The following is a 19,264-nucleotide window of genomic DNA, read 5'->3' on the forward strand; positions in this document are numbered from 1 at the left end:
AACACCGTCCCCCTGGCCCGGGCTTTACTCTGCTGCAGTCACAGAAGTGATGTGCGGGTTTACGCCCTCATACCAGTACAGGAAACCTTCCATGTCGATCTTATCGCCGATCTGAAGAGCCTCTACTGCTTTGTATACGTCAGTATCTTTATCGCAGAGATAGGACTCAACGGTAAAGGTGTAGGTCTCGCCATTGTAGGAAACGTTGAAGTACAGATCGTCTCCCTCGCTTCCGGAACCGTCGTAGTTGTACAGGAACGGAACGTCGTTTCCGTCTGCATCCTGGCCAGCTGCCTCAACGGTCATTCCTTTGAAGGAAACCAGCTCGTTCTGATGGTCGATGAGCTCGTCTTTTCCCAGAAGGTCTGTTACATCCAGCGGTTTTGCGATGTACTCGCCATCCTCAATCTCGAAGGACTCTACATCAGCAACCTCGATCTCACCGGACCACTCTGCTTTGTATCCGGTTACTTTGATCTTGGTTCCCGGAACGAGTTTCTCGTACTCTTCCTCGGAGCAGGGCATATTGTAAATGAAGTAAGCGCCGTCCTTATCCTGGGTATAGATGGTTGCTTTGTCCTCCCACCAGGACTGTTTTGCCTGTACATAGGTCTCGATGACAACCTCAGCGTCAACATCTGCTGCCAGGTACTCTTCGTGGGTCATAACGCCCTCGCCCTTTACATCGGTCTCAACCTCGGTAGCTTCCTCGGTCTCAGTCTCAGCTGCTTCGCTGACTGTCTCTGTTGCTGCCTCTGTGCTCTCCTCAGCCATTGCACAGCCCGGAACAGCCAGAGCCATGGAAAGTGCCATCATTAACACCAGTCTTTTTTTCATAAGTTTCTCCTTTCCGTCCGTTCTCCAGACGCGGAGGCGCCCTTCTCGGGTGTCTCTGTTAATTCTTCAAACACTTACATTATACAGATTTTTGCTTTGAAATCAATGGTTTTCCCGCTGATATTTTCTTTTTTTCACCAATTCTTTCAGAAGATACAGAAGGATCAGCGCCCAGATCACTCCAAGGGCGCCAAGAAGGGCCACGGAAGTTTTCGGCAGGGGGCCGAGATCCTTTTTCCCGTCGGCTCCTCCTGTGCTGATCTGGTCCAGATGATAGAGAGAGGTCACATCGCTGTAGAGGTTCTCGATATAGGTGTCGTCGATCTCTTTTTTCCTTCGCACCGACTTCGTCACATCCTCGATAAGCTGGCCTGCCGCGTCACGAAGGGAGGCAGAACCGTTGAAGACAGCCGTCACAAAGGTATCTTCTGCATGGGTGAGAAGCAGCTTCGAGGCCGCAATCTTCACATCGTAGAAAGTATTGTTGTCCTCTCCCGCCCTGGAAAGGTAATCCTGATACTCCGCGGAATCCTGTGCTTTCGAGGTGACGGGCACATAGCCTTCGGTCTCCGAGTAGGCGATCTGCACCTCGTTGGTCAGAAGATACTGCGTAAAGAGCCAGGAGGCCAGAACTTCCTGGGGGTCCTGCTTATTGAACACGCAGACCGACGGTCCCTGGGAAATCATTTTCGGATGCTCCGGGTCCACCTGCGGAATCATCATGACCTCCGTGTCAAACTCCTGCACTGCATCGTTGCTGATATCCACCAGCGGCGCGTTGGTTCCCATCCAGGTAGAACCCGCCGTGGAATCAATGGCGAAAATGCACTGGCCCGCATTGAGGAAGTTGGCCGGATAACCGGAGATCTTGAAGGTGGAAAAAGCTCCCGTCTTCGTGTGCTCTGCGATATTCAAAAGGAAATCCTTCGTCGTGTTGTTGAAAAGACCGATCTCCCCCTCCGCCGTGGAATAGGTTGCATCTTTCTCGGCCAGATATTCGATCATCATATTGTCGGTAGACTTATAGATGAAAGGAATCATGACGTCCTGACCATTCACCGCATAGGTTCCGTCGCTGTTTTTCTTCGTGGCCGCCTCGGAAACCTCCCAGATGAAGTCCCAGGTCAATGTCTCCGGCAGGGTGTAGCCCAGTTTTTCCACATAGGTCTTATTCACATAGCAGGCCTCGGTGGAACGCATGAAGGGCAGGGCATAATAATGGCCCTCGATGCTGCACTCGGAAAGGAACTGCGGAATGATCTCCTCCTCCGTCGGAGAGTCGAAAGCCAGACCGCTTCCGCCAAGGCCGTAAGTCTCATCCGTCAGAAGCTCATCCAGCGGCACCACCGTATCCTTGCCCGTGAGGTAAGTTGCGATGTGGTCCGGGTAGGTGATGCAGACGTTCGGTGTCGTGTCCGTGGCGATGTTGGTGATGACGTCGTTATAAATTTTTCCGTAATCCGTATACAGCTTCAAATTCACCGTGATGTTTGGGTAAAGGGCCTCAAAATCGGAAATTGCCTTCTTATAGATATCGGTCTGGGTCTTGTTCGTATCGTTTTTCGCCCAGAAGGTAAGCTCATAATTTTTTGAAGTATCAAAGGTATCCGGAAGCTCGAAGCTCTTCTCTTCCTTCGCCCCGTGGCAACCCGTGAGGGAAAGCACACCTGCTGTGAGAAGGCCTGCCGCCAGATATTTTTTCCATCTGCTTTTCATCCTTTTGTCCCTCCTCTTGATACCCCTTCCATGATCCGGCTCCGGAAAACCAGAAACAGAACGATAAGGGGCAGGGAAATGACCACCACCGCCGCCATCATGGCAGGAATATTTTCCCGGCCGAAGCCGTTTTCCCTGATCTCCTGGATTCCGTTGGAAACGAGATACAGGTTGGGATCGTCGGTGATGAGGCGGGGCCACACATAGGAGTTCCAGCACTCGATAACCTTTAAAATCACAATCGTCACCATGGTGGGCTTGCAGATCGGAATCATGACCTTACAGAGGAATTTCAGGTCCGAGGTTCCGTCCACCTTCGCCGCCCGGTAAAGCTCGTCGGGCACCTGCTCGAAATTTTCCTTCAAAAGATAAATGTAGAAAACTGAAGTCACCGAGGGGAGAATCAGTCCCGTGAAGGTGTTCCGGAGGTTCAGGTTCGTGATCGTCACAAAGTTTGTGATGACCACCAGCTCCGCCGGAATCATCATCAGAGAGAGAAAAAGCGTGAAGACCAGATTTTTTCCCGGGAAACTCAGTCTTGCAAAGGCGTAGGCCGCCAGTGTGATGACCACCATCATGATGGCCGTCGTGATCACCGTGAAAATCAGTGTGTTCAGAAGATATTTTGCCAGAGGAACGGCCGTGAAGGCATCCTTATAGTTTTCAAGAGTCGGCGACGCGGTGAAAAACGCCGGGATATGCTCCGCGTTATAAGCGCCGTAGCTTTTTACAGAAGTCAAAAGCATCCAGTAAAAAGGAAACAGGACGATGAGCGCCCAGATCGTCAGAAAAAGATAGGTTACTCCTTTTCCGAGGATCCGGCGTCTTTTTTCCGACTGCTCTATTTTTTCATAATCCATTTTTCTGTCCTCATTTGGTATAGTGAACGTGTTTCCGGCTGACCAGCAGGTTGATGCAGGTGATGGTCAGGACGATGACAAACAGGATGATTGCCGCCGCGGAGGCATAGGACGGATAGCCGCCGCTGTCTCCGTAAAGCATGTCGTAAACATAACCGACGATCGTATTCATGCCCGCCGCATTGAGGTTCGTTCCAAAGAGCGCCACAGCATCGCTGTAGGCCTTGAAGGCTCCGATGAAGCCGGTGATCACAAGGTAAAACACAGTCGGCGAGATCATCGGCAGCGTGATTTTATAGAAAATCCGGAACTTCGAGGTTCCGTCCACCCGGGCCGCATTGTAATAGGTCTGGTTCACAGAAGCCAGAGCGCTCGTGAGAATCAGAATCTTGAAGGGCATAACCACCCAGACCGTGTACACACAGAGCACCAGCATCTTGGCCCAGTAGGGGCCGTCGATGAAATCCACCGATTCGCCGCCAAACCAGTTCAGCACCAGATTGATGAGTCCGTCGGTGTAGGCTGTTTTTTTGAAAAGGATCATAAACACCAGACCGATGGCCAGCGTGTTTGTCACATAAGGCAGAAAATATACCGTCTGGTAGAGCTTCCTAAGCGGCTTGACCGAGCTTAGGGCTACCGAAATCAGGAGGGCCAGAAGCGTCGATACCGGCACGGTGATGGCCACCAGAAGCAGGGTATTTTTCAGAGCCTGGAGAAAATATGGATCATGGAGCACATAGGAATAGTTGTAGATTCCCGTGCCATAGTAAGTCTGGGAAGCGGAGTTATAGCCCTCCTCGAAGGAATAGACAAACACGTCTATGAGGGGATAGACCAGAAAAGCTCCCAGAAAAAGCAGCGCCGGCAAGAGATAGAGCCAGCCTTTGAAATCTTTCTTTTCCATGGTTTCGCCTCCCGTCAGATCCGGATCCGCTCTTCGCTGCTGCCATCAAACACAAAGAGTTTTGATGGCTTCACCGCAAAGCGGACGATTTCGGATGAGGTATCTACCTTCGTCTCCGCGCTGATGATCGAGCGGATGTTGGGATTTAAGGAAGCCTCGTGGTTCGAAACGATGGAAATGTCTCTTCCCATGACTTCCACGCCGCCAAGCTGGCAAATCAGCGGGCCGTCCTCTTTTAAAAGAAAGCCCTCGGGGCGGATTCCCACGAAAACGTCCCGATCCTTCTGACCGGGTGCGTCAAGAACGGCAGCGTCTCCGATACAGACCTTTCCGTTTTTGATTTTCCCCTGAAATACATTGATCGGCGGAGTTCCGAGGAATTTCGCCACAAAAAGATTTACCGGATCGTCGTAGACCTCCTGGGGCTTTCCGGTCTGCTGAACGACGCCGGCTTTCATCACCACAATGCGGTCGGAAATGCTCATGGCCTCCTCCTGGTCATGGGTGACAAAGACCGTCGTAATCTTCGTGGCCCGCTGGATCTTCCGAATCTCCTCCCGGGTCTGAAGCCGTAGTCTCGCATCCAGATTGGAAAGGGGCTCATCCAAAAGAAGTACATGTGGAAGTTTCACCAGCGCCCGGGCGATGGCCACACGCTGCTGCTGACCGCCGGAGAGCTCGCCGGGTTTTCGCTCCATGAGTTCCTGAATCTGCACGAGAGCCGCCGCGTCCATGGCCCTTTTTTCCATCTCCGCCCTGGAAAGCTTGTCCTTCCCTTTCAGGTTCTGCAGCGGGAAGATGATGTTCTGCCGAACCGTGAGATGCGGATAGAGAGCATAGTTCTGAAACACCATGCCCACTCCGCGTTTTTCCGGCGGCAGCGCCGTCACGTCCTTATCCCCGAAAAAGATCTTGCCGCTGGTCGGCTTTTCCAGGCCGCAGATCATGTTCAGCGTCGTACTTTTTCCACAGCCCGAGGGGCCCAGAAGGCCGATGAGTTCCCCGTCGGGGATCTCGAAATTAAAATCCTTCACCGCTGTCACCCGGCTGCTGTTTCTTCCCCTGCCGGGAAAGCTTTTGGTCAGGTCCTCCAACTGAATTTTCATATGCTTTTTCCCTCTTATCTTTCCGCTTATCTGTTCCGGCCCGTATCCGGGTTCTCCAGAGATAGCTTTTCATTCAGTTTTTTATAAATATGCTCCGCCATCCAGGGCTCGCTGCAGGCTTTCAGCGCCTCATCCAGCGCAAACCAGCGCACGCCGCTGTTCTCGTCGGGCTTGATGTGGAGCGTATCTGCCTCGTCGGCCTCCAGTAAATAGGTGACGTTGGCATGAAGATGCGAGGAAACGTACTCTCCTCTCTTCACATGGCCGTCCACCGTGAGCATTTCCAGGGAAAAAATCCCCTCGGAAACCGGCTTTAAATTCGTGATGCCTGTCTCCTCCCGTGCTTCCTTCAAAGCCACATGGAGAAGGTCTTGATCTCCGTCCGCATGGCCGCCGGTCCAGGCCCAGGAATGGTAGATGTTGTGGTAGATCATCAGCACCTTGTCATGGGCCTGATTCACCAGCCAGGCGGAGGCGGTGAAATGTGCCACCCGGTTCTTCCTCTCAAAAATGTCCGGCTGAGTGTCCAGAAGAGCCAGCATGACCTCTCTATCTTTTTCTTCCTGCTCGTTGAAGGGCTGGTAGGCAAGAAGATCCTCTTTCAAACTCATTTTCTGCTGTTCCTTTCATGATGATGCAATACGAATTGCTCCGCTTCGCTCTCGCAATTCTCCAACCATTCGGAATCCGCTGATTTACTTCGTAAATTGCTACTTCCTCATGTTTGGGCGGGTCCCAAGTTCAAGAGCCTTCTCCTGCAAGCAGGAACGGCTCTTGAGTTTGGTCCCCTGGCATCATCATTCTAACAGATAATCCATCAAAAACCAACCCACTAACACAAAAATCCGGTTGACTTTTCCACTTTTCCCCCGTATCATCGTTTTAACGCTATACAGCGAATGAAGGAGGGAACTTGTTTGAGACAGATTTCAGGAAACAAACTTCTGGTAAAGGCCTTGAAGGAGGAAGGGGTGGATACCCTCTTCGGTTATCCCGGCGCCTGTACCATTGATATCAGCGACGAACTTTACAAACAGAGCGGGATTGATATCATTCTTCCCCGCCACGAGCAGGCTCTGGTTCACGAAGCTGACGCCTACGCCCGGACCACGGGAAAAGTCGGTGTCTGTCTGGTGACGAGCGGCCCCGGTGCCACCAACCTGGTGACAGGCCTTGCCACCGCCAACTATGACAGCGTGCCTCTCGTATGCTTCACAGGCCAGGTAGCCCGGCACCTCATCGGAAATGACGCTTTCCAGGAGGTCGATATCGTGGGCATCACCCGCAGCATCACCAAATACGGTGTCACCGTACGGAACCGGGAAGACCTGGGCCGCATCATCAAGGAGGCCTTTTACATCGCCCGTACCGGCCGTCCGGGCCCGGTCCTCATCGACCTTCCGAAGGATGTCATGGCAGAACTCGGCAGCGCGGAATACCCAAAGACAGTCAACATCCGCGGTTACAAGCCCAGCACCGGCGTCCATATGGGACAGCTCAAGAAAGCCCTGAAAATGCTCCATAAAGCCAAAAAACCGCTCTTCCTCGCCGGCGGCGGCGTCAACATCTCCCACGCCAACGAAATCTTTAAGGAAGTCGTGGAAAAGACTCAGGTTCCCGTGGTCACAACCATCATGGGCCGGGGCGCCATCTCCACGGAGCATCCCCTTTTCATCGGAAACATCGGCATGCACGGAGCCTACGCCGCCAACATGGCCATGAACGAGTGCGACCTGCTCTTTTCCATCGGTACCCGCTTTAACGACCGGATCACCGGAAAGCTCCATGCCTTCGCCCCCCACGCGGAGATCATCCATATCGATATCGATACGGCCTCCATTTCCCGGAATATCCATGTGGATGTGCCTATCGTTGCCGACGCGAAGGAAGCCATCACGAAAATGGCCGAATATGTGGAAAAATGCAACACCGGCAAGTGGCTCTCCACCATCGACGCCTGGAAATCCGAGCATCCTCTGACCATGAAAAAACGCCAGCTTATGAGCCCCCTTGATATCATAAATGAGATCAACCGCCAGTACGACGAAGCCATTCTCGTGACGGACGTGGGACAGCATCAGATGCTCGTCTCCCAGTATGCGGCCATCACCGAGAAGAAAAAGCTCATCATGTCCGGCGGCCTTGGAACCATGGGCTACGGCCTGCCCGGAGCCATCGGAGCCAAAATCGGCAATCCGGACACTCCGGTTATCATGGTCTCCGGCGACGGCGGTATGCAGATGAACATCCAGGAGCTGGCCACCGCCGTTCTGGAGGAGCTTCCCATCGTCTGCTGCATTTTCAACAACACTTATCTCGGCATGGTGCGCCAGTGGCAGAAGCTTTTCTACGGAAAACGCTACTCTATGACCAACCTCCGCTCCGGCGCCCTCTCCCGCCGCACCGACGGCCAGGAATATCCGGAATACACGCCGGATTTCATCAAGCTGGCAGAAAGCTACGGAGCCAAGGGTATCCGCGTGACAGAGACAGAAGAGATCGCCGCTGCCTTTGAGGAAGCGAAAAAGAACACCAAAAGACCGACCATTATCGAATTTATCATCGATCCGGAAGAAATGGTCTATCCCATGATCAAGCCCGGCGGAACCCTGGCCGATATGATCATGGACTGCTAAGGAGGTTGAATTATGGAAAAAGAATTACAGAAACGATGGATCTCCCTCTATGTGGAAAACCAGGTGGGCGTCCTCTCGAAGATCTCCGGCCTTTTCTCCGGAAAATCCTATAACCTGGACAGCCTCACCGTGGGTACCACCGAGGACCCAACGGTCTCCCGTATGACCATCGGTACTTTCAGCGATGACGAGACCTTCGAGCAGATCAAAAAACAGCTGAACCGCATGGTGGAGGTCATTCGTGTCCTCGATTTCACGAATGTCTCCGTTCATATGAAGGAAATCCTCTACGTCAAGGTGCTGGACTGCTCCCCCGAAGATAAGACGGAGCTCTTCCAGATTGCCGAGACCTTCAAAGCCCAAGTCATCGACTACGGTAAGGACAGTCTCCTTCTGGAGTTTTTCCAGACTTCAGGAAAAAATGATTCCGTGGTCCGCCTGATGAAAAAAGAATTCCACCACATTGAAGTGGTCCGGGGCGGAAGCGTTGGCATCGAGTCCATCAGCATGACCGACCGGTAAATAAACATAAGAAAAGCGCTGCAAGCCTTTCGGGTAGGAAGCTGCAGCGCTCTTTTTTATGCGTTCTTTTTGCCTTTCACGGCGTTGACTGCCAGACAGATGAGAACGGTCAGAACCATATCCGGCAGGGTGTTTCCCAGTGCAAAATCTACATGCATCAGAATTCGGTACAACACGAAACCGACAAGCCAGATCACCAGATTGCACCAGTCGAAAGCCTGCTCCTCTTTCTTCTTTTTCAGAAGGAAGAAGTCGGCGATTTGCACGGCGATCATCGGTGCGAAGACGGAACCGATGAGGTAGAGGAAATCTGTGATGTCATCCATCGGATAAACGATGGCTCCCACCGTACCGATGACCGTCACAGCGACGGCCGCATATTTTCCCTTGAGCTTCGCCACGATGGACTCTCCGGAAATTCCGGCGGAATAAGCGTCCAGGAAGGTGGTTGTAACGGTGGAAAAGACCACGATTAGAAGGCCTGCGATGCCAAGTCCGGCTTTCATGAGGATCTGGGCGATGTCATTTTCCCCGGTGAAAATGGAAGCTCCCATACCGATGACGTACATGAAGCAGCTCACAATGCCGTAAACCACAGCGCTGACGGCTGTCGCTTTCACCGGCTCCTTCGCTTCCCTCGTGTAATCGCTGATGAGAGGCAGCCAGGAAAGGGGCATGGCCACAGCCAACTCCACAGCCGCACCGAAGGTCAGAGAATCGTCAGCGGTGTCTGCCATGGGATTACCACTGAAGAAAATGATCTTGCTCAAAATCAGCGTCAGGATGAAAAGGGCCGCCATGGCGATAGTGTTGACCTTGCCAAGATTCGTGATGCCGATGAGAATCCAGACAATGATCAGCGCGCCGATGACCAGGCACCATACCCAGTGGCCTGTGGAAAAGATGCCATTGGCTGCCAGAGCGCCGTCATAGATCATGATGGCCGTCCAGCCCACCAGCTGAAGCACATTTAAGGTAGCAAACAGCTGACCGCCGTGGATACCGAAGCTGTCTTTCACGGTCTCCATGGCGCTTTTTCCCAGTTTTCCACCGATGACACCGGAGAGAAAGAGCATGATGCAGCCGATGACATGGCCGATCAGAATCGCTGCCAGGCCTTTTCCAAAGCCTAAGGATGAAAAATAAGTACCCGTCAGGATCTCAGCGATGGAGACACCGGCTCCGAACCAGATCAGGCCGTTTTCAAAGAGAGAGGTTTTCTTTTCCATGGCTTAAACCTCCGCTTCTTTCGTGTAGGCGTTGTCGATGGCGAAGCCGTGATCCATGGGGCCGCTGCCTTTTCCAAGATCGAGCATTGCTGCCAGGGCTCCGGAGATATAGTCCTTGGCCCGCTCCACGGATTCCTCCAGTGAAAAACCTTTTGCCAGGTTGGAGGCAATGGCGGAGGAAAGGGTGCAGCCGGTGCCGTGGGTGTTGGGATTGCTGATGCGTTTTCCGTTAAACCAGCGGTAGGTTCCATCCGCATAGAGAAGGTCGTTGGCATCGTTGAGCTGATGCCCTCCCTTGCAGAGGACTGCACAGTGATATTCCTCGGAGATGCGTTTTGCCGCCTCAATCATATCCTCTGTGGTCTTCACTTCCATCCCTGTGAGGACTTCGGTTTCTGGAATGTTCGGTGTCAGGACGCAGGCCAGAGGAAAAAGCTCCTTTTTCAGGGTCTCCACTGCCTCCTCGCTGATGAGTCTCGCGCCGCTGGTGGCCACCATAACGGGATCCACCACGATGTTTTTCGCCTCGTACTGGCGAAGCTTTGCCGCGATCGTGCGGATAAGACTGCTCTCAGAAACCATGCCGATCTTCACCGCGTCAGGATAGATATCGGTGAAAATCGCGTCCAGTTCCTGGCCTAAAAATTCCGGGGTTGCGTTTAAAATAGAAGTTACGCCGGTTGTGTTCTGTGCAGTCAGAGCCGTGATGGCGCTCATGGCATATACGCCGTTTGCCATCATCGTCTTGATATCTGCCTGGATGCCGGCGCCTCCGCTGGAATCGCTTCCGGCGATCGTTACTGCTGTTCTCATTTTGATTTCTCCTTTTCAGTAAACGTTTTATTGAGCGGTCCGAAGTGGTGCCCCCGACGGGCCGCTGGATGAACGGGATTTACTCCCTGACCATCTCTTTTGTTGCAGTTTTCAGTTCTTCTGAAGCTTTCTTAATGTCTTTCTGGCCGTAAATCGCGCTGATCACGGCGATGCCGCAGATCCCGCTGCTGGAAAGCTCCTTCACATTGTCTTTCGTGATGCCGCCGATGGCAATGACCGGAATGGAAACGGCCTCGCAGATGGCTTTCAGCGTCTCAAAGGGCACTTCCACGGCGTCATCCTTGGAGCTCGTCGGGAAAACGGCTCCCACACCGAGGTAATCGGCCCCGTGTCTCTCTGCGAGAACAGCCTGCTCCACAGTCTGGGCGGAAACGCCGATGATCTTGTCCGGTCCTAATTTTGCCCGCACATCCCCGGCTTCCATATCGCTCTGGCCCACATGAACGCCATCCGCATCCATCTCTATGGCAATCTCCACATTATCGTTGATGACAAAAGGAACGTGATACTCTCTGCAGAGTTCCTTCAGATCTTTGGCTTCCTCCAGAAAATGCTCCTCGTCCAGTTTTTTCTCCCGGAGCTGAACAAAGGTCACGCCGCCTTCCAGACTCTCTTTTACCACCTCATGCAGGGTGCGGCCCTCCAGCCAATGCCGGTCTGTCACCGCATAGAGTAGAAGATTTTCCTTATCGCACTTCATATTTGGCTCCCTTCTCCAGGATCTCGCCGGTCATGTTGTAGATGGCGTCGATGATCCGGTTGCGGTAGGTGGAGTTTCCGTCGCCCTCAACCATGCGGCTCCAGCCGATCTCTCCGGCCAGGCCCATCATGCAGACGGCGGCTGCGGCAGCTTCCAGCTGGTTATCCGGGTTGGCAGCCACGAAAGCCGTCATCATGCCGGAAAGCTGGCAGCCGGTTCCGGTGATCTGTCCCATCTCCGGGCGGCCGTTGCGGATCACATAGCATTTTTCCCCGTCGCTTACCAGGTCAATGGCTCCGGTGACGGCCACGATGGAACCGCTCTCTTTTGCAAAATTCTTCACGAAACGGATGGAATCATCCAGAGTCTCGTCGGTGACTTTATCTGCCACGTCAGCATCCACGCCCTTGGTGGTGCCGCTTCCCAGAGCCAGGGTCTTAATCTCGGAAATATTTCCGCGGATCACCGTCAGCTTCAGCTCCTTCATCAGTTCCACAGCCGTATTGGTACGAAGGGCAGAAGCACCTGCTCCCACCGGATCCAGAAGAACGGGATGACCCAGTTCATTGGATTTCTTTCCTGCCTTCAACATGGCTTCGATACTGGTCTTATGCAGGGTTCCGATGTTGATATTCAGGGCGCTGCAGATGGCAGTGATATCCACCACATCCTCCGGCTCGTCGGACATGATTGGGCTGCCGCCGCAAGCCAGGAGTACATTGGCCACGTCGTTGACGGTGACATAGTTGGTGATGTTATGTACCAGAGGTACGTTCTTTCTTACATTTTCACAACAGGTTTTCAGCATGTTTTTTGCTCCTCCTTAAAGAAAGTATTCCGGCCCTTCTTCCGCAGTTGCCGGCATTTTCTGACAGCCTGAACAAAAAGAAAAAGCGGATATGCCTGACATAGACATATCCGCTTCATGATTTTTCCATCACAGAGCGAGATACGCTACGCGAATCTCGCTCTGATTAGCAGTCGTCAAATGCACTTGCACAAGTGCGTACATTTTCCTCGTTGCCATCACAAAAAGAACTCTGCGTTTATCCCTACGTTGGCATTATCCAAATCAGGTTATAGGTCAAGACGATACAGTCTACTCTCAGCCTGCTTTCCGCAAGCTCCCCTTGTCGTTCTGTATTATACGCCTCTGATCTGAAAAATGCAACCGGGAAACGAAAACTCTTACCAGAGTGCTCTCAGAGCCTCCTCCTCTTTGCCCGCAGTCTTTATTCCAAGAATTTCCTTGCTGCTTCTATTTTTAACCGTCTGAATGTTGCCAGGTCTCTCTCTATTGGTGTATAGTTAAAATACTATTTTAAGAATCGGGGAATGACTATGAAGTATGCGTTTACAAATGGAAAAATCCTAGACGGTTCCAGGGATATGCAGGTGCAGACCGGCCGCTGCATCCTGGTGAAAAATGGAAAAATCCACGATATCGTGTCTGACACGACCGATCTTTCCGGCTACACAAAAATTGATCTGAAAGGCCACTACATCCTTCCCGGCCTCATCAATATGCACGTCCACCTCGCCGGAAGCGGAAAGCCGCAGAAAAAGCAGCGTGACAATGAAAAACTGGTAAATACCATCATGAGCACCTCACTCACCAGAGCCATTGCTTACCGAATGGTTGCTGGCTTTGCCAAGGACGAACTCTTAAGCGGCGTCACCACGATCCGTACCGTGGGCGGTCTGGGAGATTTTGATACCCGCCTTCGCGATGAAATCAAAGCCGGATCCAAAATTGGGCCCCGCATCCTCGCCTCCAATCAGGGAATCTCTGTGCCCGGCGGCCATATGGCCGGTTCCGTGGCAGTGGCCGCATCATCCATTCCAGATGCCCTCAGCCACTTGAAAAAATCTGAGCAGCAAAAAGTGGATCTTATCAAGCTTATGATCACCGGAGGGGTCCTGGACGCCAAAGAAAAAGGCGTGCCCGGAGAACTCAAAATGCCGCCGGAAATGGTCCGGGCTGTCTGCGAAAAAGCCCACGCCGACGGCTATCTCGTGGCCGCCCATGTGGAATCTCCGGAAGGTGTCCGCGTCGCCCTGGAAAATGGCGTGGACTCCATCGAACACGGGGCCAAACTTACCGACGAGATGGTAAAGCTCTTCAAAGAGCGGGGTGCTTTCCTCTGTACTACGATCTCACCGGCCCTGCCCTATGCCCTATTCGACCGCTCCATCACCAACGCCACCGAAGTGGAACAGTATAATGGAAATGTTGTCTTCGAAGGAATCATCGCCTGCGCCAAAGCAGCCCTGGCCAACGATATTCCCGTCGTTCTCGGCAACGATGTGGGCTGCCCCTGGATCACCCAGTACGATTTCTGGCGCGAGCTTTACTACTTCCACAAATATGTGGGCGTCTCCAACGCTTTCGCCCTCTACACCGCCACCAAACGGAGCGCCGAACTGACCGATATCGATTCCATCACCGGTTCCATTGAAAAAGGCAAAGCTGCAGACCTGATCGTCACGGCCCAGAATCCGCTGAAGGATCTGAAAGCCCTCCGAAACCTGGAGATGGTCATCTCCGGCGGCCGCTTCATCGAACATCCTAAGATTAAAAAGAGGAAACAGGTCGAGGCGGAACTCGATAAATTTCTCTGATTTTTACAACTCGCGGTTTACAATGGGAGAAATGACAGGTTTTCCTTCTCTGTCTAAGAGGGGTGTCATTCCTCCCGCATTACCGCTTGTATGGAACACATAGTTTACGCCATTTTCGTTTCCTCCTTTTTAACACTTCATAAATCCGCGACAGCCAATTTTCGCAAACTCCGAAAAGCCCAGCGACTCATAAAACGCCGCTGTTTCCGGGCTCTGGTCTGTCGTCAGCTCGATTTGACGAACGGTCTGATAACGCTTAAGAACTGCCTTAACCAGAGCCGTCCCGACACCTTTTCGCTGTTTTTCAGGAAATACCAGAAGATCCTGAATAAAAACGATCGTAACCCCATCGCCAACGGCTCGAATAATTCCAAGCAGTTCTTCTCTTTCATACGCCGCCAGCACCAATAACGAATTTTGAAAGCCCTGCTTCAATGCCTGCGGATCATCCGTATACGCCGTCCAGCCGACACTCGAATAAACCTTCAGGATCTCCTTTTCGTTGTATGCGGAATAGTTTTTGATTTCCATTTTTGCCTCCAAGTATTAAATGTTGTTTGATGCACTCATTTTAAGTCTTTTCTCAAAATCGGCGCCTCGCTCAGTTCCACCTCTGTAAAGCTGTGATAAAACTTATCTGCATTGGCATTTGTGGCTCTGATGAGGTAATATTGGTCGATGCCATTTTCTCTGCATTCCTTTTCCATTTCTTTAAATAAACTTTGAGCGATACCTCTGTGCCTGTACTCCGGCAGAACATAAACCCAGTCAATATAAGCCATATGATAGCCATCCTGCATACAGCCATAAAAATGATATTCTATGCGCCCAAGAACTTTAGCGTTTTCCATTGCCAAAACAGAGGTTGTTTTTCTAAAAAAGGAATCCTTAATTCTTTCTCTCAGGCCTTCTTTATCAATCTTATCTACATGCATCTGCTCCGGCTCAACAGCCAGTGCATGTTCCAAATATTCTATGTATTTTTCTATATTACTCTCATCCAGTTTAACAAAAATCATATGCTCACCACCGCCTCATATTCTTATGAAATTTCTCCGTATAAGCTGCCTTCAATTCCTCCGCCGTAATTCCATAACACAGCAAAACATCGTTATAATACATGAGCACATCTGCCAGTTCCTCCACCAGATGACTTCTCTCCGTTCCTTCTTCACAGACCTTATGATCACCATTCTTTTTTATAACATCAATCACTTCTCCGATTTCTCCAACCATCCAGAGCAATTTATTCTTTCCAATCTCCGGTGAAATGCCTTCCCACTTATCCTTATATTTTTCCTGTAAGGCTTTCTGCATCTCAAGCATTTCGTTAATTCCAAAATCATTCATCGTATCTTCTCCCTCACCTGTTTTTTCTATTTATCAGTCTGTCCTTTTTTAAAACTGTTCTGGCCTCTGGAAAATTCCGTGCAACCTTCTGATAAATGTCAATAAAGCTGATCACACAGGTTTTTGTATACCCGGAAAGACAGGCCGCCATTTTTCAAATTCAGAGATATGCCATTCCACCGTATGCTCCCTGTCCAGCAAAATCGGATCATATATCCAGCCCACGCTGTCGATTCCTACCAGACCTGACAACTTTTTAAAATCTTCCATTATGATTTTCTTATCCGGCACATGCGGTTCTATCTCTTTCCCGTAAGGTGTGATCGTCACAAACCAATATTGCCCGTAAGGCTTCAGCACATCCATATGAGAAAGCATAGGTCTGGAAGTGTGTCTGATTCATAGGGCCATTTTAGCATCTCTCTGTAAGCCTCGCAAGGATTCTCTGCTAAAAGGATTCAAAATACAGAAACGGATTTTACGGAAATCCCTGTTTCTGGTAATATTTTTCACATATTAGGCGTTGCTAACAAAATACTGTTTGGATTGGGAAGAAGAACGTCTGATCAACCGCTTATCATCCATGGGACTGCTGTGCGGAAGTCAGATCGATATCTGTCAGAATTATAAGAAACAGCCTGTGCTGCTTTTTGCAAGAGACACCCTGATCGCCATCGGGCGTGAAGAAAGTAAAAAAATTATTCTTGGAGGTTCTGAACATGATGGATGTACCCTAACGCAACCATACACATATACAAAAACTGCTATGATTACTTTAACACGGATTTTTAAAACCAACAACTACGTTTTCAAAAAACTTTGTCGTCCGCCCCCTGTGAAGGACTGTTTCTTTTTCTTTCACATTTATTCACAGGAGGTTCCATTATGGACGATTATTTAAATCTTTTCCGGGAGATGATCTCCCTTCGCAGTCTTACTGAACACACAGCCAAATCTTACTCAACCTATATCAAAACCTATCTTTTTTATCTCTCCGAGATTCTTCACAAGACTCCGGAGGAGGTTTCCTGGTCTGATCTGCGTGAGTTTGTCCGGTGGCTTCAAAGAGAGAAAAGCCTTTCTGACAGAACAATCAATCACTGTATTTCCCAGCTTCGCTTTTTCACTTTGTATGTCCTTCATAAGCCCTGGGATCCCACTCAGCTTCCCATGCGAAAGTTTGATTCCTACCTTCCTTTATATCTTAATTATATTCGAAAAATCAATTGTTATCATGTTTTTTGCACTTTTTCGCAACTTTTTCGATTATATTTTTATCTCACAATTTTCTCACCTCAGCATCCCCGGCAAATCCACCTTCTTCTCCGTACCCAAAATCATATTCCGGAGGCCGGGGGCGTGCTGGCGGAGCATGATGAAGGTCATGATGACTGTCAGGAAGCCGAGCTCCGGGCCGTATTCCAGGAAGGCCGGGAGGATGAAGGCGGCGGGGATCAGGACCGCGCCTAAGGGGAGATAGCCGGTGAGTAGCACAGCCGTGAGACCAATCAGGCAGGAAAAGAGGCCGCCCATAGGCCAAATGAGGATCAGGGCTGCTGCGTTGCAGGCCACGCCTTTTCCGCCGTGAAACCAGTGCCAGAAGGGATAGTCATGGCCCAGGATGCAGCCAAGGCCGGCGTAGGCTGCAGCGAGAGTCCCGAGCTCCGCTCCACAGACATAGCGGCAGAGCAGGCAGGCCAGGAGCGTTTTGCCCACGTCGCCTGCCAGCACGCGGAAGGCGCAGCCCACGCCGCCCTGCTCTGCCAGATTTGCCATGCCCGGATTGCCTGTACCGATCTCAAAAGCACTTTTGCCGATTCGTTCCTGCGCCACCAGTTCCGCTGTCAGGAAGCTGCCGCAGAGATAGCCCGTTAATATACAGAAAATTCTTCCCATCTTTGTCTCCTCTTCTTCCGATTTATGCTTATTTCCGCTCTGCTTCATTCATGCAGAACATCTTCTTTCCCTATTATTTTTCCCGGTTAAGCGTTGACAATTCAACTTTTTTCCACTATGATTAACGTTGAAATTTCAACAAAATCAATCTATCAAAGAAAACGCACATTCCTTTGACAGATACCAAATATGAAAAATTACAAAGGATTCCCACATTATGCTCGAACGATTCGAAGATCTCACCGCCGGTGTCACCCAGGTTTACAAGAACATTCAGCGGATCAAAAAACAACGGATGAACAGCCTGGGCCTTAAGGGCACTCAGGTCATGTGTATTTATTATCTCTCCATCCACCCGGAGGGAATGACTGCCGCTGACCTTTCCCGTATCACTGTGGAGGACAAGGCCAGCATTTCCCGGATTCTCGCAGAGCTGGAGGAGGAAGGCTACATCACTTATGAAACGGAGCCTGGCCGGAAATATCGGGCTCCCGCCCTTCTCACAGAAAAAGGCCGGGAAACAGCGGTGAAAATTCAACAGCTGATTCTTCAGGCCACGGAAGCCGGAGGCCAGGGGCTCACTGACGAGGAGCGGGAAATTTTTTACCGAGCACTCTTCCAGATTGCAGACAATCTCTCCGCCCTCCTCACAAACCTGTCTAAGTGACGCCTGATGCGTGTAAAAACCTCATTGTCACTGGCAATACTTCAAAACATGGGCAGCCATATTCACGACTCTTTGCTGCCACACATTACCTTAGTACAGCGTTTTCAAACCAGCCAGACCATTGACTTATCTGCTTCTCTTTGAAACGCTATCCTGGAAAGGATCCATCCATGAACCCATTAAAGAAAATTTACTGCCGCATCTTCCAGACGGCATTTAAGCTGGCTCTTCCTCTCCTTCCCTACCGCAATCCGAAAATTCTGGGAAGCGTGAAGGAGATCCCGGCTCTTCTGGAAAAGAAAAACTGCAATACCGTCCTTCTCATCACCGACGGCGGCATCCGAAAGCTCGGCCTCACAGAGCGCCTCGAAAAGGCTCTGGCCGATGCCGGAATCCCCTGCATCGTCTACGACAGAACTGTTGCCAATCCCACTGCTGCCAACGTCGAGGAGGCCCTGAATCTCTATCTTTCCAACAACTGCCAGGCCATCATCGGTTTCGGTGGAGGTTCCAGCATGGACTGCGCCAAGGCCGTCGGTGCCCGGGCCGCCTGCCCGAAAAAGAGTCTCGCCAAAATGGAAGGAATCCTCAAAGTCCGCCATAAGCTGCCCCTTCTCATCGCCGTCCCCACTACCGCAGGCACCGGCAGCGAGACCACTCTGGCTGCCGTCATCACCGACGATAAAACCCGACACAAATATCCCATCAACGACTTTTTCCTGATTCCGGACTACGCAGTGCTGGACCCGAAGGTGACACTTAGCCTGCCGCCTTTCATCACCGCCACCACCGGAATGGATGCCCTGACCCACGCCGTGGAGGCCTATATCGGCAACTCCACCACCCACGGCACCCGGGAAAATGCCCTCCAGGCCGTGAAACTTATCTTTGAAAATCTCGACACCGCCGTCGAAAAAGGCTTCGATATCAACGCCCGCCGAAACATGCTCCGGGCCTCCTACTATGCAGGCTGTGCCTTCACCAAATCCTATGTGGGCTACGTCCACGCCGTCGCTCATTCTCTCGGCGGAGCTTATAACGTTCCCCACGGCCTTGCCAATGCCGTTCTTCTGCCCTTCGTGCTGGAAGCCTACGGCCCCGTCGTTTACCCGAAACTCCATGCCCTGGCCATCGCCGCCGGTCTCGCTGACAAAAACACCCCTGACGAGGAGGCCGCAAAAACTTTCATTGCTGCCATCCAGGCCATGAAAGAGCGCTACGGCATCGGCGATCACATCCCCGAAATCCGCGAAGAGGATATTCCGAAGCTGGCACGCTACGCCGACAAGGAAGGAAATCCCCTTTATCCCGTTCCTGTCCTCATGGACAGCAAGGAGCTGGAACAATTCTATTATCTTCTGATGGAAAAGGAGGCCTGACCT

The 19,264-nt window shown here is 51.4% G+C and carries 20 protein-coding genes and 3 pseudogenes; 7 read left to right on the forward strand and 16 right to left on the reverse strand.

Features of this window, described 5'->3' with window-relative positions:
* Positions 1–24 precede the first annotated feature (24 nt).
* The 6 genes from LKD71_RS11640 to LKD71_RS11665 form a co-directional block, all read right to left on the reverse strand.
* The gene (locus tag LKD71_RS11640) at positions 25–837 is read right to left on the reverse strand and encodes a hypothetical protein (protein ID WP_178045261.1); all 813 of its coding nucleotides are present in this window, start codon (positions 835–837) and stop codon (positions 25–27) included.
* Between the two features lie 102 nt (positions 838–939).
* Entirely contained in the window at positions 940–2,553 is a 1,614-nt protein-coding gene (locus LKD71_RS11645; protein ID WP_227615541.1) for an ABC transporter substrate-binding protein, read from the reverse strand.
* Entirely contained in the window at positions 2,550–3,413 is an 864-nt protein-coding gene (locus LKD71_RS11650) for a carbohydrate ABC transporter permease (protein ID WP_178045259.1), read from the reverse strand. Before LKD71_RS11650 ends, LKD71_RS11645 begins: the two co-directional genes overlap by 4 nt.
* 10 nt (positions 3,414–3,423) lie before the next feature.
* On the reverse strand, positions 3,424–4,320 hold the full coding sequence (locus tag LKD71_RS11655; RefSeq protein ID WP_227615542.1) for a carbohydrate ABC transporter permease: 897 nt from the start codon (positions 4,318–4,320) through the stop codon (positions 3,424–3,426).
* Positions 4,321–4,334: 14 nt separating this feature from the next.
* Complete coding sequence (locus LKD71_RS11660) at positions 4,335–5,426, reverse strand: ABC transporter ATP-binding protein (RefSeq protein WP_227615543.1); 1,092 nt, start codon at positions 5,424–5,426, stop codon at positions 4,335–4,337.
* A 26-nt stretch (positions 5,427–5,452) separates the two neighbouring features.
* Complete coding sequence (locus tag LKD71_RS11665) at positions 5,453–6,037, reverse strand: NUDIX hydrolase (protein WP_178045256.1); 585 nt, start codon at positions 6,035–6,037, stop codon at positions 5,453–5,455.
* A gap of 306 nt (positions 6,038–6,343) precedes the next feature.
* Between LKD71_RS11665 and ilvB the strand changes: the two genes are divergently transcribed.
* Positions 6,344–8,062, forward strand: coding sequence for a biosynthetic-type acetolactate synthase large subunit (ilvB, locus tag LKD71_RS11670; RefSeq protein WP_227615544.1), 1,719 nt, complete (start codon positions 6,344–6,346; stop codon positions 8,060–8,062).
* A 12-nt stretch (positions 8,063–8,074) separates the two neighbouring features.
* Positions 8,075–8,584, forward strand: a complete 510-nt coding sequence (gene ilvN / locus LKD71_RS11675) for an acetolactate synthase small subunit (protein ID WP_178045677.1) — start codon at positions 8,075–8,077, stop codon at positions 8,582–8,584.
* Positions 8,585–8,640: 56 nt separating this feature from the next.
* Here the strand turns inward: ilvN and cytX are convergent, their stop codons facing one another.
* The 4 genes from cytX to thiM form a co-directional block, all read right to left on the reverse strand.
* On the reverse strand, positions 8,641–9,813 hold the full coding sequence (cytX, locus tag LKD71_RS11680; protein ID WP_227615545.1) for a putative hydroxymethylpyrimidine transporter CytX: 1,173 nt from the start codon (positions 9,811–9,813) through the stop codon (positions 8,641–8,643).
* A 3-nt stretch (positions 9,814–9,816) separates the two neighbouring features.
* Complete coding sequence (thiD, locus tag LKD71_RS11685; protein WP_227615546.1) at positions 9,817–10,626, reverse strand: bifunctional hydroxymethylpyrimidine kinase/phosphomethylpyrimidine kinase; 810 nt, start codon at positions 10,624–10,626, stop codon at positions 9,817–9,819.
* Between the two features lie 79 nt (positions 10,627–10,705).
* Positions 10,706–11,347, reverse strand: a complete 642-nt coding sequence (gene thiE, locus LKD71_RS11690; RefSeq protein ID WP_178046307.1) for a thiamine phosphate synthase — start codon at positions 11,345–11,347, stop codon at positions 10,706–10,708.
* Positions 11,334–12,155: a hydroxyethylthiazole kinase gene (gene thiM, locus LKD71_RS11695; RefSeq protein ID WP_227615547.1), complete on the reverse strand. Its 822-nt coding sequence runs from the start codon at positions 12,153–12,155 to the stop codon at positions 11,334–11,336. Before thiM ends, thiE begins: the two co-directional genes overlap by 14 nt.
* Before the next feature lie 533 nt (positions 12,156–12,688).
* Here thiM and LKD71_RS11700 point away from each other — a divergent pair.
* Entirely contained in the window at positions 12,689–13,969 is a 1,281-nt protein-coding gene (locus LKD71_RS11700; RefSeq protein ID WP_227615548.1) for an amidohydrolase family protein, read from the forward strand.
* Positions 13,970–13,972: 3 nt separating this feature from the next.
* On the opposite strand, the pseudogene LKD71_RS11705 reads toward LKD71_RS11700, so the two are convergent.
* The 5 genes and pseudogenes from LKD71_RS11705 to LKD71_RS11725 form a co-directional block, all read right to left on the reverse strand.
* Positions 13,973–14,086, reverse strand: a pseudogene (locus LKD71_RS11705) (DUF6440 family protein); the annotation flags it as partial.
* Positions 14,087–14,098: 12 nt separating this feature from the next.
* Complete coding sequence (locus tag LKD71_RS11710; RefSeq protein WP_227615549.1) at positions 14,099–14,500, reverse strand: GNAT family N-acetyltransferase; 402 nt, start codon at positions 14,498–14,500, stop codon at positions 14,099–14,101.
* A 35-nt stretch (positions 14,501–14,535) separates the two neighbouring features.
* Positions 14,536–14,988, reverse strand: a complete 453-nt coding sequence (locus tag LKD71_RS11715; protein ID WP_227615550.1) for a GNAT family N-acetyltransferase — start codon at positions 14,986–14,988, stop codon at positions 14,536–14,538.
* A 4-nt stretch (positions 14,989–14,992) separates the two neighbouring features.
* Complete coding sequence (locus LKD71_RS11720) at positions 14,993–15,319, reverse strand: MazG-like family protein (RefSeq protein WP_227615551.1); 327 nt, start codon at positions 15,317–15,319, stop codon at positions 14,993–14,995.
* Positions 15,320–15,332: 13 nt separating this feature from the next.
* Positions 15,333–15,697: pseudogene (locus tag LKD71_RS11725) on the reverse strand (DUF1848 family protein).
* A 163-nt stretch (positions 15,698–15,860) separates the two neighbouring features.
* Here LKD71_RS11725 and LKD71_RS11730 point away from each other — a divergent pair.
* Positions 15,861–16,220, forward strand: a complete 360-nt coding sequence (locus LKD71_RS11730) for a FeoA family protein (protein WP_227615553.1) — start codon at positions 15,861–15,863, stop codon at positions 16,218–16,220.
* Positions 16,221–16,234: 14 nt separating this feature from the next.
* Positions 16,235–16,441: pseudogene (locus tag LKD71_RS18565) on the forward strand (phage integrase N-terminal SAM-like domain-containing protein); the annotation flags it as partial.
* 168 nt (positions 16,442–16,609) lie between these two features.
* Here LKD71_RS18565 and LKD71_RS11740 read toward each other — a convergent pair.
* Positions 16,610–17,215, reverse strand: a complete 606-nt coding sequence (locus LKD71_RS11740) for a glycerol-3-phosphate acyltransferase (protein ID WP_227615554.1) — start codon at positions 17,213–17,215, stop codon at positions 16,610–16,612.
* 217 nt (positions 17,216–17,432) lie between these two features.
* Between LKD71_RS11740 and LKD71_RS11745 the strand changes: the two genes are divergently transcribed.
* A complete protein-coding gene (locus LKD71_RS11745) occupies positions 17,433–17,882 on the forward strand; it encodes a MarR family winged helix-turn-helix transcriptional regulator (RefSeq protein ID WP_178045015.1) in 450 nt (149 codons plus the stop codon).
* Between the two features lie 170 nt (positions 17,883–18,052).
* Positions 18,053–19,261, forward strand: coding sequence for an iron-containing alcohol dehydrogenase (locus tag LKD71_RS11750; RefSeq protein ID WP_227615555.1), 1,209 nt, complete (start codon positions 18,053–18,055; stop codon positions 19,259–19,261).
* The last annotated feature ends 3 nt before the right edge of the window (positions 19,262–19,264 follow it).

This window comes from Fusicatenibacter faecihominis (assembly GCF_020686945.1).
Lineage (GTDB): Bacteria > Bacillota > Clostridia > Lachnospirales > Lachnospiraceae > Limivivens > Limivivens faecihominis.